12 protein-coding genes and 1 tRNA gene are annotated in these 14459 nt (G+C 72.7%); 7 read left to right on the top strand and 6 right to left on the bottom strand.

Annotated features, from left to right (window positions below; all coding sequences use genetic code 11):
- The first annotated feature begins 14 nt into the window (after window positions 1-14).
- The gene (locus FBY24_RS18765) at window positions 15-380 is read left to right on the top strand and encodes a hypothetical protein (protein ID WP_142162921.1); all 366 of its coding nucleotides are present in this window, start codon (window positions 15-17) and stop codon (window positions 378-380) included.
- A gap of 359 nt (window positions 381-739) precedes the next feature.
- On the opposite strand, the gene FBY24_RS18760 is transcribed toward FBY24_RS18765, so the two are convergent.
- Window positions 740-810, bottom strand: a tRNA-Gly gene (locus FBY24_RS18760).
- Window positions 811-1062: 252 nt separating this feature from the next.
- Between FBY24_RS18760 and tig the strand changes: the two genes are divergently transcribed.
- The 6 genes from tig to FBY24_RS18730 all read left to right on the top strand — a co-directional run bounded on the left by tig (window position 1063) and on the right by FBY24_RS18730 (window position 7149).
- Window positions 1063-2448: a trigger factor gene (gene tig, locus FBY24_RS18755; RefSeq protein ID WP_142162920.1), complete on the top strand. Its 1386-nt coding sequence runs from the start codon at window positions 1063-1065 to the stop codon at window positions 2446-2448.
- Between the two features lie 259 nt (window positions 2449-2707).
- Complete coding sequence (locus tag FBY24_RS18750; RefSeq protein ID WP_140460333.1) at window positions 2708-3331, top strand: ATP-dependent Clp protease proteolytic subunit; 624 nt, start codon at window positions 2708-2710, stop codon at window positions 3329-3331.
- Window positions 3332-3359: 28 nt separating this feature from the next.
- Window positions 3360-4058: an ATP-dependent Clp protease proteolytic subunit gene (locus tag FBY24_RS18745; protein WP_140460334.1), complete on the top strand. Its 699-nt coding sequence runs from the start codon at window positions 3360-3362 to the stop codon at window positions 4056-4058.
- A gap of 196 nt (window positions 4059-4254) precedes the next feature.
- Window positions 4255-5529, top strand: a complete 1275-nt coding sequence (gene clpX, locus FBY24_RS18740; RefSeq protein ID WP_142162917.1) for an ATP-dependent Clp protease ATP-binding subunit ClpX — start codon at window positions 4255-4257, stop codon at window positions 5527-5529.
- Complete coding sequence (locus FBY24_RS18735; protein ID WP_142162915.1) at window positions 5526-5831, top strand: chorismate mutase; 306 nt, start codon at window positions 5526-5528, stop codon at window positions 5829-5831. Before clpX ends, FBY24_RS18735 begins: the two co-directional genes overlap by 4 nt.
- A 130-nt stretch (window positions 5832-5961) precedes the next feature.
- The gene (locus FBY24_RS18730) at window positions 5962-7149 is read left to right on the top strand and encodes a hypothetical protein (protein WP_142162913.1); all 1188 of its coding nucleotides are present in this window, start codon (window positions 5962-5964) and stop codon (window positions 7147-7149) included.
- 88 nt (window positions 7150-7237) lie between these two features.
- Here FBY24_RS18730 and FBY24_RS18725 read toward each other — a convergent pair whose 3' ends face one another.
- From FBY24_RS18725 to valS, 5 genes are all read right to left on the bottom strand, one after another.
- Complete coding sequence (locus FBY24_RS18725; RefSeq protein WP_142162911.1) at window positions 7238-9049, bottom strand: long-chain fatty acid--CoA ligase; 1812 nt, start codon at window positions 9047-9049, stop codon at window positions 7238-7240.
- 124 nt (window positions 9050-9173) lie between these two features.
- Window positions 9174-9947, bottom strand: a complete 774-nt coding sequence (locus FBY24_RS18720) for an amino acid ABC transporter ATP-binding protein (RefSeq protein WP_142162909.1) — start codon at window positions 9945-9947, stop codon at window positions 9174-9176.
- Window positions 9944-10783 (bottom strand): amino acid ABC transporter permease, encoded by an 840-nt coding sequence (locus FBY24_RS18715; RefSeq protein WP_174243517.1) that lies wholly within the window; start codon window positions 10781-10783, stop codon window positions 9944-9946. Before FBY24_RS18715 ends, FBY24_RS18720 begins: the two co-directional genes overlap by 4 nt.
- Before the next feature lie 3 nt (window positions 10784-10786).
- Window positions 10787-11584: a transporter substrate-binding domain-containing protein gene (locus FBY24_RS18710; RefSeq protein ID WP_142162907.1), complete on the bottom strand. Its 798-nt coding sequence runs from the start codon at window positions 11582-11584 to the stop codon at window positions 10787-10789.
- Window positions 11585-11756: 172 nt separating this feature from the next.
- Complete coding sequence (valS, locus tag FBY24_RS18705; RefSeq protein ID WP_142162905.1) at window positions 11757-14420, bottom strand: valine--tRNA ligase; 2664 nt, start codon at window positions 14418-14420, stop codon at window positions 11757-11759.
- Window positions 14421-14459: the final 39 nt, after the last annotated feature.

The raw sequence follows: 14459 nt of genomic DNA, 5'->3' as shown, positions 1-14459 counted from the left end.
GCCAGGGTGGGCGAGTGAGCGACACACGCGAGGGGTACCGGTCCTACACCGCCGACGGGTCCTGGTGGACAGTCCGCACATACGGCGGGACGTACTGGGTCGTTCGGGTTCGCCACGCCGACCATGGTGGCTACGAGGTCGTGCAGTGGTTCGACAAGTACGCCAAGGCAGGTTGGGCGGCAGGTGCCGCTGCCCAACTTGCGTACGCCCAGGGAGTCGCCGACGCGAAGGCGCGGATGGTTGGGGCTCTGCACGGCGCGCTCGATGAGATCGGGCTGGGTTTCCCCGAGCCCTCTGTTCCCGCTTCAAGCGTGCCTGCCTCGGAGGTGCCCAGCGAGGCGCTGCTGGGCGACGACGCCGACGTGGAGCCGCCGCAGTAGCGATCGCAGTCGACGCGCAACGGGACGCCTTCGATCGATGTTTGTGGACGCGCTGCGCTCGATCGCGGTGAACGTGCGCGGCAACCACCAGCGGTGGCTGTCCGTGCCTCGGTCGTCGTCTGCGAGGTACTCGTGCCGGTCGCCTCTGCGGCCACTCAGGTCTCTGCGAGCGATCGAGGCGATGCTGAAGACGCGACCCCAACTCGTCGTCGTACGGCATCGCGGCGGCTACAGTGCCGGATCCGATCGCGACCGCGCGCGTCGGACTGAGCCAGCGAAGACGTGGCGAGTCAGTTGAGACTCGCAAGCTGTGGCACTTCCCGAACCAGATCCGTCGTGGATGCGGAACGTTCTTTCGGAGCGGACGACGGGAATCGAACCCGCGTAGCCAGTTTGGAAGACTGGGGCTCTACCATTGAGCTACGTCCGCGCGGCGGTCGGCCTGGGCCGACGCCGGGGACCAGGGTAGCGGGTGCTCGCGAGGGCACCTACCGGCACGGGTCGTGCGTCGGGCGTCGACGCGCCCGCTTTGGCGGCTCCGCGGACCTGTGGCGTAGCATCGAGGGTCGCGTGTGCGTGCCGTCGTCGGCTGCGCGCAGCCCCATCAGCGTGCACCAGCCAGAGCCGTGCCAGCCCGTCGGAACCGCCGGCGCGCGGCAGAGACCAGCGGGAGATCATCGAAGTGAAGAGCGCCGTCGAGACCCTGGAGCCCACCAAGGTCAAGCTGTCCGTCGAGGTGACGTACGACGAGCTCAAGCCGAGCATCGAGCACGCCTACCAGCACATCGCGGAGCAGGTGACGGTCCCCGGCTTCCGCAAGGGCAAGGTCCCGCCGCGGATCATCGACCAGCGGGTGGGCCGCCCGGCCGTCATCGAGCACGCCGTCAACGAGGGCCTGTCCGGCTTCTACGCCGAGGCCGTCCGCGAGAACAAGCTGCGTCCCATGGGCCAGCCCGACGTCCAGGTCACGAAGGTCCCCGGCCTGACCGCCGCGCCCGCGGGCGAGGAGGGCGAGCTGCACTTCACCGCCGAGGTCGAGGTGCGCCCCGAGGTCACGCTGCCCGACCTGGACGGCCTGACCGTCACGGTCGACGACGTCGAGGTCAGCGACGAGGACGTGCAGGGCCGGCTCGACGCGCTGCGCGAGCGGTTCGGCTCCCTCGTGGGCGTCGACCGCCCCGCGCAGGAGGGCGACTTCGTCCAGATCGACCTCACCGCCACCATCGGCGACGAGCAGGTCGACCAGGTCGCGGGCGTGAGCTACCAGATCGGCTCCGGCAACATGCTCGAGGGCCTCGACGAGGCGCTCACCGGGCTGTCCGCCGGCGAGTCCACGACGTTCACCACGGCCCTGGCCGGCGGCGAGCGCGCGGGCGAGGAGGCGTCGGTCGCCGTCACCGCCACCGCCGTCAAGGAGCGCCAGCTGCCCGAGGTCGACGACGAGTTCGCGCAGCTCGCGAGCGAGTTCGACACGATCGAGGAGCTCCAGGCCGACCTGCGCGAGCAGGCCGCGAAGATCAAGGCCTCGAACCAGGCCGTCCAGGCCCGCGACGCGCTGCTCGAGGCGCTCGTCGGCGGCACCGAGATCCCCGTGCCCGCGGGCGTCGTCGAGGCCGAGGTGCACCGTCACCTCGAGTCCGAGGGGCGCCTCGAGGACGACGAGCACCGCACCGAGGTCACCGGCGAGGCGACCACGGCGCTGCGCAACCAGATCCTGCTCGACACGCTCGCCGAGGCCCTCGAGGTCAAGGTCAGCCAGCCCGAGCTGCTGGACTACCTCGTGTCCGCGTCGCGCCAGTACGGCATGGACCCGAACACCTTCATCCAGACCCTCGACCAGCAGGGCCAGATCCCGATGATGGTCGGCGAGGTCGCGCGCTCCAAGGCGCTGGCCGTCGCGCTGCGCAAGGTCACGGTCGTCGACGGCTCGGGTGCCGAGGTCGACCTCTCCGAGTACATCGGCTCCGACGAGGAGGACGCCGCGGCCGACGCCGCCGACGCCGCCGAGGAGGCAGCCGCCGAGGCCGCCGAGGCCGCCGAGGAGAGCACGGCCGACGCCAAGGCCTGACACGCCCCGCGGCACCCGCCGCACCGCACGACCCGACGGCCCCGCACGCCACCCGCGTGCGGGGCCGTCGTGGCGTACGGGCGGCGGCACGGGTGATCGCGGGTGCGCCGACAGCGAAACGGGCCGCGGCGGCGCCATGGGTCGGCGGTCGCGGGCGTTAGGGTCGCTGCAACGCGCCGACGCAGGGCGTGGCGGGTGCCACCGGCACCGGCCACCGGGCGGCGGCGACGAGCTGGACGAGTCGGACGAGGGAGCCTTCGTGAACGAGCAGGTGCCGGCCATCGCCCGGGCAGAGTCCCCGGGCCTCGGCCTCAACGACCACATCTACAACCGGCTGCTGCGCGAGCGCATCATCTGGCTCGGGTCCGAGGTGCGGGACGAGAACGCGAACGCCATCTGCGCGCAGATGATGCTGCTCGCGGCCGAGGACCCCGACAAGGACATCTGGCTGTACATCAACTCGCCGGGCGGGTCGATCACCGCGGGCATGGCGATCTACGACACGATGCAGTACATCAAGCCGGACGTGGCGACCATCGCCATGGGCATGGCGGCCTCGATGGGGCAGTTCCTGCTCTCGTCGGGCGCCAAGGGCAAGCGGTACGCCACGCCGCACGCGCGGGTCATGATGCACCAGCCCTCGGGCGGCATCGGCGGCACCGCGACGGACGTGCGGATCAACGCCCAGCTCATCCTGCACATGAAGAAGGTCCTCGCCGACCTCATCGCGGAGCAGACCGGCAAGACGTCGGAGCAGATCCACGCCGACTCGGACCGCGACCGCTGGTTCACGGCCCCCGAGGCCCTCGAGTACGGGTTCATCGACCACGTCGTGACCTCGGCGCACTCGGTCGCCGGCGGCGGCGGCACGGCCCGCGGCTGACGCACAAGAATCGATCGAGGAGACCTTCGTGAGCATGGAGCACCAGTTCATGGCCCGCGCGGCGCGTCTCGCGGGCGGCACCGCCCCGGCGTCGCCGTCCGGCCGCTACGTCCTGCCGCAGTTCGAGGAGCGCACGGCCTACGGGTTCAAGCGCCAGGACCCCTACACCAAGCTGTTCGAGGACCGCATCATCTTCCTCGGCGTGCAGGTCGACGACGCGTCCGCCGACGACGTCATGGCCCAGCTGCTGGTCCTGGAGTCCACGGACCCGGACCGTGACATCACGCTGTACATCAACTCGCCCGGCGGGTCGTTCACCGCGCTGACGGCGATCTACGACACGATGCAGTACATCAAGCCGGAGATCGCCACGGTCTGCCTCGGGCAGGCCGCGTCGGCTGCCGCGGTGCTGCTCGCCGCGGGCCAGCCGGGCAAGCGCCTGGCCCTGCCCAACGCGCGCGTGCTGATCCACCAGCCCGCCATGGAGGGCGGCGGCTACGCGCAGGCCTCCGACATCGAGATCCAGGCGAACGAGCTCATCCGCATCCGCGAGTGGCTCGAGACGGCGCTCGCGCACCACACGGGGCGCGACGTCGAGCAGGTGAAGACGGACATCGAGCGCGACAAGATCCTCACCGCGGCCCAGGCCAAGGACTACGGGATCGTCGACCAGGTGCTCGAGAGCCGCAAGGGTGCCCACCCCACGGTGATCGCGCCCAGCATCTGACCCAGCAGTGCCACCGTCCGCCGGTCGGCGGGCAGGTCGTGACGTCTCAGTTCGGACACGCCGCGACTTGCCCGCCGGGTTCGGCTGACACCAGGCCCCCCGTGGTGTGCAATGGGGGGACGACCGGCTGAGACCGGTCACGAGCGCACCGCGCCGTCCGATAGGACGGAGAGCGAACGACGGAAGGGGACGCACTGTGGCGAGGATCGGGGACGGCGCGGACCTCCTCAAGTGCTCCTTCTGCGGCAAGTCCCAGAAGCAGGTGAAGAAGCTCATCGCGGGTCCGGGCGTCTACATCTGCGACGAGTGCATCGAGCTGTGCAACGAGATCATCGAGGAAGAGCTCGCCGAGGCCACCGAGGTCGGCATGGTCGAGCTGCCCAAGCCGAAGGAGATCTTCGACTTCCTCGAGCAGTACATCGTCGGGCAGGAGCCGGCCAAGCGGTCGCTGGCCGTGGCGGTGTACAACCACTACAAGCGCATCCAGGCCGGTGAGGTCGGGCGGAGCGCGGGCGAGGACGCCGTCGAGATCGCCAAGTCGAACATCCTGCTGATCGGCCCCACGGGCTGCGGCAAGACGTACCTGGCGCAGACCCTGGCGAAGATGCTCAACGTGCCGTTCGCGATCGCGGACGCCACGGCGCTGACCGAGGCGGGGTACGTCGGCGAGGACGTCGAGAACATCCTGCTCAAGCTCATCCAGGCCGCCGACTACGACGTCAAGAAGGCCGAGACGGGCATCATCTACATCGACGAGGTCGACAAGATCGCCCGCAAGAGCGAGAACCCGTCGATCACGCGCGACGTCTCCGGCGAGGGCGTGCAGCAGGCGCTGCTGAAGATCCTCGAGGGGACGACCGCGTCGGTGCCCCCACAGGGCGGGCGCAAGCACCCGCACCAGGAGTTCATCCAGATCGACACGACGAACGTGCTGTTCATCGTCGCGGGCGCCTTCGCGGGCCTCGACGAGATCATCACCTCGCGCGCCGGTCGCCGCGGCATCGGGTTCGGCGCACCGCTGCACTCGGCCGACGACAAGGACGTCTACGGCGAGGTCATGCCGGAGGACCTGCTGAAGTTCGGGCTGATCCCCGAGTTCATCGGCCGCGTCCCGGTCATCACCACCGTCTCCCCGCTGGACCGCTCGGCGCTCGTGCGGATCCTCAGCGAGCCGCGCAACGCGCTCATCAAGCAGTACCAGCGGATGTTCCAGATCGACGGCGTCGAGCTCGAGTTCGACGACGAGGCCGTCGCCGCGATCGCCGACCAGGCCCTGCTGCGCGGCACCGGTGCGCGCGGGCTGCGGGCGATCATGGAGGAGGTCCTCCAGCAGGTGATGTTCGAGGTGCCGTCGCGCGACGACGTCGCCCGTGTCGTCATCACCCGGGACGTCGTGCTCGACAACGTCAACCCCACGCTCGTCCCCCGTGACGCGCGCGACAAGCGCACGCCGCGCGAGAAGAGCGCGTGAGCGGGCAGACGCCGCCCGAGCTGGCCCGCCTGCGCGGGAGCATCGACAACATCGACGCCGCGCTCGTGCACCTGCTCGCCGAGCGTTTCAAGGCCACGCAGCAGGTCGGCGTGCTGAAGGCGCAGATCGGGCTGCCCGCGTCGGACCCCGGGCGGGAGGCCCGCCAGGTGGACCGGCTGCGCCGTCTCGCGCAGGAGGCCGACCTCGACCCGGTCTTCGCGGAGAAGTTCCTCGCGTTCATCGTCGCCGAGGTGATCCGGCACCACGAGGCCATCGCGCAGGACCACGCGCAGGGGGACTGACCCGATTCGCCCTCCCCGCGCTGGCGCGCCGGGCAGGTGTGGTCGAAGGTAGGAAGCGTCAGCCCCGGCCGCCGCCGGACCGACGGGTGCCGGTCGCCGGGGATCGCCGCACTGCGGAGGAGACGACTCCATGCACCTGCACTGGCTCAAGCCCCTGCTCGGCCGCCCCGCGCCGTTCACGACCGTCCACATCGACGCGTCGCCGGCCGAGGCGGCGGGGGAGTCCGAGCTGCTGGACCGGTGGCGCGCCGTGCGCCGCGGCCTGGAGCACGACGGCGCACCCGCGGCGGTGCTCGACGACATCGCCGAACGCCTGTCCGTGCCGGACGGCCGCCGGACCGCGCACGGCCGGGTCGTCGTCGCCGACGCCCACGGGGTCGTGGTCGACCGGGTCCTCGCCGAGCCGCCCGCGCGGTCGCAGGGCGTGCACGGACCCGTGCCGAGCCTGCTCGGTGCCGTCCGCGCGGCCGACGAGACGCTGTGCTACCTGCTCGTCGAGGTGGACCGCACCGGTGCGGACCTCACGTGGGTGGAGGCGGGCGAGGAGCAGGCCAGCCCGTCGGTGACCGAGAGCGTCGAAGGAGGGCACGACGACGTCCACAAGACCCGCGACGGCCTGGCGCGGCGCGGCCAGACGCGCGCCGAGGACTCCTGGCAGCGCAACGCCGAGGCCGTCGCCGCGGCCGTCGACGCCCGCGTGCGGACCAAGACGCCCGACCTCGTGCTGCTCACGGGGGACGTGCGGGCCGTCGCGCTCGTCAAGGACGCGGTCGGGCAGCACGTGGCCGAGCGGCTCGTCGAGGTGAGCGGCGGCGGGCGCGGCGAGGGGGTGCACCGCGACGCGTTCGACGAGCGCGTCGCGCACGCGCTGGCCGAGCAGCGGTCCCGCCGCCGGGCCGCCGAGCTCGACCGCTACCGGGAGGGCCTGGGCCGGGGCGAGGGCGCCGTGACGTCCCTCGACGACGTCGTCGAGGTGCTGCGCCGCGGGCAGGTCGCCGAGCTCGTGCTGGGCACCGAGGCGCTCTCCGCGCTCGACGAGCGCACGCTCGTCGCCGGTCCCGAACCCCTGCAGCTGGGCCTCGACGAGGAGGACCTGGCGGCGATGGGCGTCAACGGGCAGGCACGGCGGTTCCCCGCGCACATCGCGCTCCTGCGGGCCGCGATCGGGCAGGACGCCGGCGTGACGTTCGCGGAGGACGGCGACGTGGAGCTGGTCGACGGGGTCGGTGCGGTGCTGCGGTGGGCGGACGGCTCGACGCCCAGCGAGGCGGTGCCGTCGCAGTCCGCGGACCAGAAGCGGCTGCGCCAGGTCGTCTGACCCCCGCACCGGTCGGGCGCAGCGACGCACGACGACGGGCGGTGCCGGGGTGCGGGCCCCGGCACCGCCCGTCAGGCGTGCGTGCGGCTCACTCGCCGCCGGGCGTGCCGTACAGCGCCTCGACGTCCGCGGCGAAGTCGGCGATCACCTTCGCGCGCTTCACCTTCAGCGACGGCGTGAGGTAGCCGTTCGCCTCGGTGAAGTCCGTGGTGAGCACGTGGACCTTGCGGATGGACTCGGCGCGCGACACGGCCTCGTTGGCGCGGTCGACGGCCCGGTCGAGGGCCTCCAGCACCTGCGGGTGCGTGCTGGCGGTGACGACGTCCATCGCCGGCAGCCCGTGCATCTGCAGCCAGCCGGGCAGCATCTCCGGGTCCAGCGTGACGAGCGCGCCGATGAACGGGCGCTGGTCGCCGACCACGACGACCTGGCTGACCAGCGGGTGCCCGCGCAGGCGGTCCTCGAGCACGGCCGGCGCGACGTTCTTGCCGCCGGCGGTGACGATGATCTCCTTGCTGCGCCCGGTGATGCGCAGGTACCCGTCGTCGTCGAGCGTGCCCAGGTCGCCGGTGTGGAACCAGCCGTCGACGAGGACCTCGGCGGTCGCGGCGGGGTTGTTGCGGTAGCCGCGGAACACGTGCGGCCCCGCGATCCACACCTGGCCGTCGTCGTCGACGCGCACCGACGTGCCGGGGAACGCGGGCCCGACCGTGCCGACCTTCGTCAGGCCCGGCATGTTCACCGTGGTGGGCGCGGTGGTCTCCGTCAGGCCGTAGCCCTCGAGGACGCGCAGGCCGATGCCGCGGTAGAAGTGGCCGAGCCGCTCGCCGAGCGGGGCGCCGCCCGAGATCGCCCACTGGGCGCGCCCGCCGAACGCGGCCCGCAGCTTGCGGTGCACGAGGCGGTCGGCGAGCTGGTGCTGCACCCGCAGCACGGGGGAGGGACCCGTCTCGGTGTCGAGGGCGCGCGACCAGGCGATCGCGACCTTCGCCGCCCACCGGAAGATCCGCAGCCTCGCGCCCGCGCCGGCCTTCTGCTCGGCGGAGTTGTAGACCTTCTCGAACACGCGGGGCACGACGAGCACGAACGTCGGCTGGAACGTCGCCAGGTCGGGCAGCAGGTTGCGCGTGTCAGGGGTGTGGCCGATGACCGTGCCCGACGCCACGCACAGCACCTGGATGAACCGGGCGAACACGTGGGCCAGCGGCAGGAACAGCAGCGTGCGCGTGCCGGGCACGGCGCAGACCTCGGCGAGGCCGTGGATGCCCGCGCGCGAGAGCGACACGAAGTTGCGGTGCGTGATCTCGACGCCCTTGGGGCGGCCGGTGGTGCCCGAGGTGTAGATGACGGTGGCGAGGTCGTCGCCGCGCACGGCCGCGGTCCGGCGGGCGACCTCGTCGGCGTCGACCTGCGCGCCGCGCTCCGTCAGCGTCGTCACGGCGCCCTCGTCGAGCACGAGCACGTCGCGCAGCTCCGGCAGGTCGTCGCGGACCTGGGCCAGCACGGCGGCGTGCGGGGCGGTCTCGACGACCACCAGCCGCATGCCGGTGTCCTGGGCGATCCAGCGCACCTGGTCGGCGGACGACGTCTCGTAGACGGGGACGCCGACACCCCCCGCGGCCCAGATCGCGAAGTCCAGCAGCGTCCACTCGTACCGGGTGCGGGACATGATCCCGACACGGTCGCCCGCCTCGACGCCCGAGGCGACCAGGCCCCGCGCGACGGCGGCGACCTGCTCGGCGAACGTGGCGACGGTCACCGGCTGCCACGCACCGCCCAGCGTGGTCGGCCGCTCGGCGAACGTCGCCTGCGGGTCGCGGGCGAGCCGGGCGGCGAGCAGGTCGGGGATCGTCTCGTCCGGGTCGAGGTCGGTCGGGCCGGGGGACGTGAACTCACGCATGCGGTGTGTGCTCCAGGGGTGGTCGGGATCGGCCACGACCCTAGTGGGCGCGGGCGGTCCGCCGGCCGGGACCGGGGCACGACGGGTGCTCCCGGTGCCCGGCCGGGCGGCGCCGGCGTTCGGGTCAGGCGTCCGGGTGCCGGTGGGTCGGGTCGAGCACGCGCTGCAGGAACTCCCGGGTGCGGGCCTCGCGCGGTGCGCCGACGACCTGGTCGGCGGGGCCCTCCTCGACGACGACGCCGCCGTCCATGAAGACGACGCGGTCGCCGACCTCACGGGCGAAGGCCATCTCGTGCGTGACGACGAGCATCGTCATGCCCGCGTCGGCGAGGTCCCGCATGACGCCCAGCACGTCGCCGACGAGCTCGGGGTCCAGCGCGGACGTCGGCTCGTCGAAGAGCATGAGCTGCGGGTCCATCGACAGCGCCCGGGCGATGGCGACGCGCTGCTGCTGGCCGCCGGACAGCTGGCCCGGCATCGCGTCCGCGCGGTCGGCGAGCCCGACGCGGGCGAGGTTGGCCCGGGCGACCTCCTCGGCCTGCGCGCGGGGGCGTCGCAGCACGCTGCGCTGGGCCATCGTGCAGTTCTCCAGCACCGTGCGGTGCGTGAACAGGTTGAACTGCTGGAAGACCATGCCGACGTGCGTGCGCACCCGGTCGATGTCGACGTCCGGGTCGGTGACATCGACGCCGAGCACCTCGACGCGTCCGCCCGTGGGCTGCTCGAGCAGGTTCACGCACCGCAGCAGCGTCGACTTGCCGGAGCCGGAGGGGCCGACGAGGCACACGACCTCGCCGGCGTCGATCCGCAGGTCGATGCCGCGCAGCACCTCGTGCGTGCCGAAGGACTTGCGCAGCCCCTCGACGTGGACGACGGGGGCGGGCGTGGGGGTGGTCATGCGCGTCGTCCCGTCGTGCCGGTGCGCCGCTCGAGCCAGCGCGTGAGCGCGCCGAGCGGCAGGGTGATGAGCAGGTAGCAGCCGCCGGCGACGAACAGCGCGGTCAGGCCGCCGGCCGCGGTGCTCAGGGCGTCGCGGCCGATCTTCGTCAGGTCGTACTCGGCGACGGTGAGCCCGACGAGGAAGACCAGCGAGGTGTCCTTGGTGAGCAGGATGATCTCGTTGGTCAGCGGCGGCAGCACGATGCGGAACGCCTGCGGCAGGACGACCTGGAGCATCGTGCGGGAGTGGGACATGCCCAGGGACCGGGCCGCCTCGACCTGGCCGCGCGGCACCGCCTCGATGCCGGCGCGCAGCGTCTCGGCGATGTACGCGGCCGAGACCAGGCCGAGCGCGATCGACGCCTTGGCGAGCACCGAGGGGATCGAGACGCCGAACGCGATGGGGACCGCGTAGCCCACGGCCAGCACGACGAGCAGCGCGGGGATGCCGCGGAAGAACTCGATGTACGCGGTCGCGATCCACCGGTTGAGGGCCACGGACGACAGCTTCATGAACGCCAGCAGCGCGCCCAGCGGCAGGCCGACGGCGAACGCGCCCGCGGTGTACTGCAGCGTGTTGAGCAGCCCGCCGGGCAGCTTCTCGGCGATGTCCGCCGCGACCGTGGGGTTGAAGAGCTGGTCGCCGACGCGCGACCAGTCCGCCGTCAGCGCGACGGCCACGGCCACGAGGACGAGCACCGCGTACTGGGCGGCGCGCGCGACCTGCGCCCGGCGGCGCGGGCTCAGGCGCGCGCGCCCCGGCGGCAGGGCGGCGGGTGCGGGTGCGGTCGTCACGGCTCAGTCGCCGGCGGGCGCGGTGCCGATGCGGGCCGTGTAGATCTCGTCGTACGTGCCGTCCTCGACGATCCGCTCCAGGGTGGCGTCGACGGCCGCCAGCAGCGCAGCGTTGCCCTTCTTGACGCCGAGCCCGTACTGCTCGCCCGTCGGGATGGTCGCGGCGACCTCGTAGCCGTCCTCGACGAAGGGCCCGAGCACGGCGATGTCGTTGACGATCGCGTCGACCTGGCCGGTCTCGAGCGCCTGGACCTGCAGGCCGAGGTCCTCGAACTGCACGAGCCCGGCGATGCCCTCCTCCTGCGCCCAGGTCTCGCCCGTGGTGGCCTGCTGGACGCCCACCCGGGCGTCCGCCAGGTCGTCGGGACCGGTGACGTCGGAGCCCGCCGGCACGAGGATGCCCTGGTCGGCGTCGAAGTACGGCTGCGAGAAGTCGAACTTCGCCGCCCGCTCCTCGGTGATCGTGATGCCCGAGGCGACGACGTCGCACGTGCCGGTCTCGAGGTCGGTGCCGGACTGGATCGTCTCGAACGGCGTCACCTTGGTCGCCAGCTCGACGCCCAGGTCCTCGGCGACCTCGCGCACGATGTCGATGTCGAGGCCCTCGATCTGGCCGTCCTCGCCCTCGAACTCGAACGGCTCGTACGGCGGGTTCGTGCAGACGGTCAGGGTGCCGGGGGACACCAGCGTGACCCCGCCGGACGCGGTCGCGTCGTCGGTGCCGCCGGCCCCGCCGGCGCAGGCGGTCAGCAGCAGGGCGGTGGTGGCGGCCAGCGCGACGGCGGGCAGCGGGTGACGCATGGGGGCTCCTCGGGGCGGTGCGGCAGGTGGGTGCGGCACGGGGTCGTCCGCGCCTGCGAATCACTATCCGCCCACCATCATACGTATGCACGCAGAAGGGGCTGCGGGACCGGGGTCCCGCAGCCCCTCCCGGGACCGCGCGCGGCGGGTGGCCGTGCAGATCAGGTGCGTGTCAGCCGCGCGGCGCCGCCTCGCCGAGACGGGCGTCGCGCGTCGTCACCGCGTCGGTCTCGCCCTCGACGACCTCGAGGGTGCCGGTGGCCCGGCCCGCGGCGCGCACGTCGTCGAGCGCGACCTCGACGCCCGCCCGCAGCGCGGCGGGCACCACGAGGACGGCGTGCTCGACGGGCGTGCGCATCGAGACCTTGGCCTCCGACTTGACCTTGCGCAGCGCGGCCAGGGCGGCACCGGCCGCCGCGACCACGCCCGGGTCGGCGTCGCCGGCCGCGGTGCGCAGCGCGTCGGACGTCGGCCACGGGGCGCGGTGCACCGAGCCCTCGCGCCACCACGACCAGACCTCCTCCGTGGCGAACGGCAGCACCGGCGCGAACAGCCGCAGCAGCGTGTCCAGCGCCAGCCCGAGGGCCGCACGCGCCGACGCGGTGCCGGCCGTGACCTCGTCGGCCGCGGCGCCCGCGCCGTACGCGCGGTCCTTGACCAGCTCGAGGTAGTCGTCGCAGAACGTCCAGAAGAACGTCTCCGACAGCTCCAGCGCCCGCGTGTGGTCGTACGCCTCGAGCGCCGCGGTCGCCTGCTCGACGACCTCGGCCAGCCCCGCGAGCATCGCCCGGTCGAGCGTGTCCGTCACCAGCGCCGGGTCGAGCAGCACCGGCTCGTCGGCCGCGCCGAACGACAGCACGAACTTGCTCGCGTTGAGGACCTTGATCGCCAGGCGGCGGCCGATCTTCATCTGCCCGACCTCGAAGGCCGCGTCCGTGCCCAGGCGCGCCGACGCGGCCCAGTAGCGGACGGCGTCCGACCCGTGCTCCTCCAGCAGGCCCATGGGCGTGACCACGTTGCCCTTGGACTTGCTCATCTTCTTGCGGTCGGGGTCGAGGATCCAGCCGCTGATCGCGGCGTCCGACCACGGCAGCGAGCCGTGCTCCAGGTGCGCGCGCACCACCGACGAGAACAGCCACGTGCGGATGATGTCCTGCCCCTGCGGGCGCAGGTCCATGGGGAACGTCCGCGCGAACAGGTCCGCGTCGTCGAGCCACCCGCACACGATCTGCGGGGTCAGCGAGCTGGTCGCCCAGGTGTCCATGACGTCGGGGTCGGCCGTGAAGCCGTGCGCCTGGCCGCGCTGGTCCTCGGTGTAGCCCGGGGGCACGTCGCTCGTCGGGTCGATCGGCAGCGACGCCTCGTCGGGGACGATCGGCGCCTCGTGCCGCGGCAGGCCGTCCGCGTCGAGGGGGTACCAGACGGGGAACGGCACGCCGAAGAACCGCTGCCGCGAGATGAGCCAGTCGCCGTTGAGGCCGCCGACCCAGTTCTCGTACCGGACCCGCATGAACTCCGGGTGGAAGCCCAGCTCGCCGCCGCGTGCGAGCAGCGCGTCGCGCAGGTCCTCGTCGCGCCCGCCGTTGCGCAGGTACCACTGGCGGCTCGTGACGATCTCGAGGGGCTTGTCGCCCTTCTCGTAGAAGTTCGCCTTGCGCTGGGTGGGCACCGGCTCGCCCAGCAGGTCGCCGGACTCCCGCAGGGCCGCCACGACGGCCTCGCGCGCGGAGAAGGTGGTCTTGCCGGCCACCTGCTCGTACGTCGCGCGGCCCGCGCCGGTGGTGATCCAGTCCGGGGTGTCGCGCAGCACGCGCCCGTCGCGGCCCACGACCGAGCGGGTGGGCAGGCGCAGCTCGCGCCACCACTGCACGTCGGTCAGGTCGCCGAAGGTGCAGCACATCGCGATGCCCGCACCCTTGTCGGGCTCGGCGGCCGGGTGCGCCAGCACGGGCACCTCGACGCCGAACAGCGGGCTCGTCACGGTGGTGCCGAACAGGTGCTGGTAGCGCTCGTCGTCCGGGTGGGCGATCAGGGCCACGCACGCGGGCAGCAGCTCGGGGCGCGTCGTCTCGATGACGACCTGCTCGCCGTCGGGCCGGGCGAACGCGACCTTGTGGAACGCGCCCGGGTAGTCGCGGGCCTCGAGCTCGGCCTGCGCCACGGCCGTCTGGAACGTCACGTCCCACAGGCCCGGTGCCTCGGCCTGGTACGCCTCGCCGCGGGCGAGGTTGCGCAGGAACGCCTGCTGCGACACGGCGCGGGCGGTGCGCCCGATGGTCTGGTAGGTCATCGACCAGTCGACCGACAGGCCCAGGCGGCGCCACAGGGCCTCGAACTGCTGCTCGTCCTCGGCCGAGAGGCGCTCGCACAGCTCGATGAAGTTGCGGCGCGAGACCGGCACCTGGTCGCCCGGCTTGACGGCCTTGCCGTCGGTGCCCTGGTGGGGCGGCTCGAAGCCCTCGACGTACGGCAGCGACGGGTCGCAGCGCACGCCGTAGTAGTTCTGCACGCGCCGCTCGGTGGGCAGGCCGTTGTCGTCCCAGCCCATCGGGTAGAAGACCTCGAGGCCGCGCATGCGCCGGAACCGCGCCACGACGTCGGTGTGGGTGTACGAGAACACGTGCCCGACGTGCAGGGAGCCCGAGACCGTGGGCGGCGGGGTGTCGATCGAGTAGACCTGCGCGCGGTCCTTGGTGCGGTCGAACGTGTACGTGCCCGCCTCGCCCCAGGCCTGCGACCAGCGTCCCTCGAGGCCGTCCACCGTCACCTTGTCCGGTACCTGGCGGGCGGCGGTGGCGCTCGTCGGGGTGTCGGGACGGGAGGTCAGGTCGCTCATGGGGAGCATCCTCCCAGATCCGGCCAGGGCCCCCGCACC

Source organism: Cellulomonas sp. SLBN-39 (assembly GCF_006715865.1).
GTDB lineage: Bacteria > Actinomycetota > Actinomycetes > Actinomycetales > Cellulomonadaceae > Cellulomonas.
The sequence above is the reverse complement of the archived record's forward strand: the minus strand, read 5'-3'. Positions and strand labels throughout refer to the sequence as shown.

Bases quoted from the DNA above. Each gene is read 5' to 3' on its own strand.
- FBY24_RS18730 (WP_142162913.1), top strand. From the start codon at position 5,962: ATGCACCTGCACTGGCTCAAGCCCCTGCTCGGCCGCCCCGCGCCGTTC.
- FBY24_RS18725 (WP_142162911.1), bottom strand. From the start codon at position 9,049: ATGCGTGAGTTCACGTCCCCCGGCCCGACCGACCTCGACCCGGACGAG.
- FBY24_RS18720 (WP_142162909.1), bottom strand. From the start codon at position 9,947: ATGACCACCCCCACGCCCGCCCCCGTCGTCCACGTCGAGGGGCTGCGC.
- FBY24_RS18710 (WP_142162907.1), bottom strand. From the start codon at position 11,584: ATGCGTCACCCGCTGCCCGCCGTCGCGCTGGCCGCCACCACCGCCCTG.
- valS (WP_142162905.1), bottom strand. From the start codon at position 14,420: ATGAGCGACCTGACCTCCCGTCCCGACACCCCGACGAGCGCCACCGCC.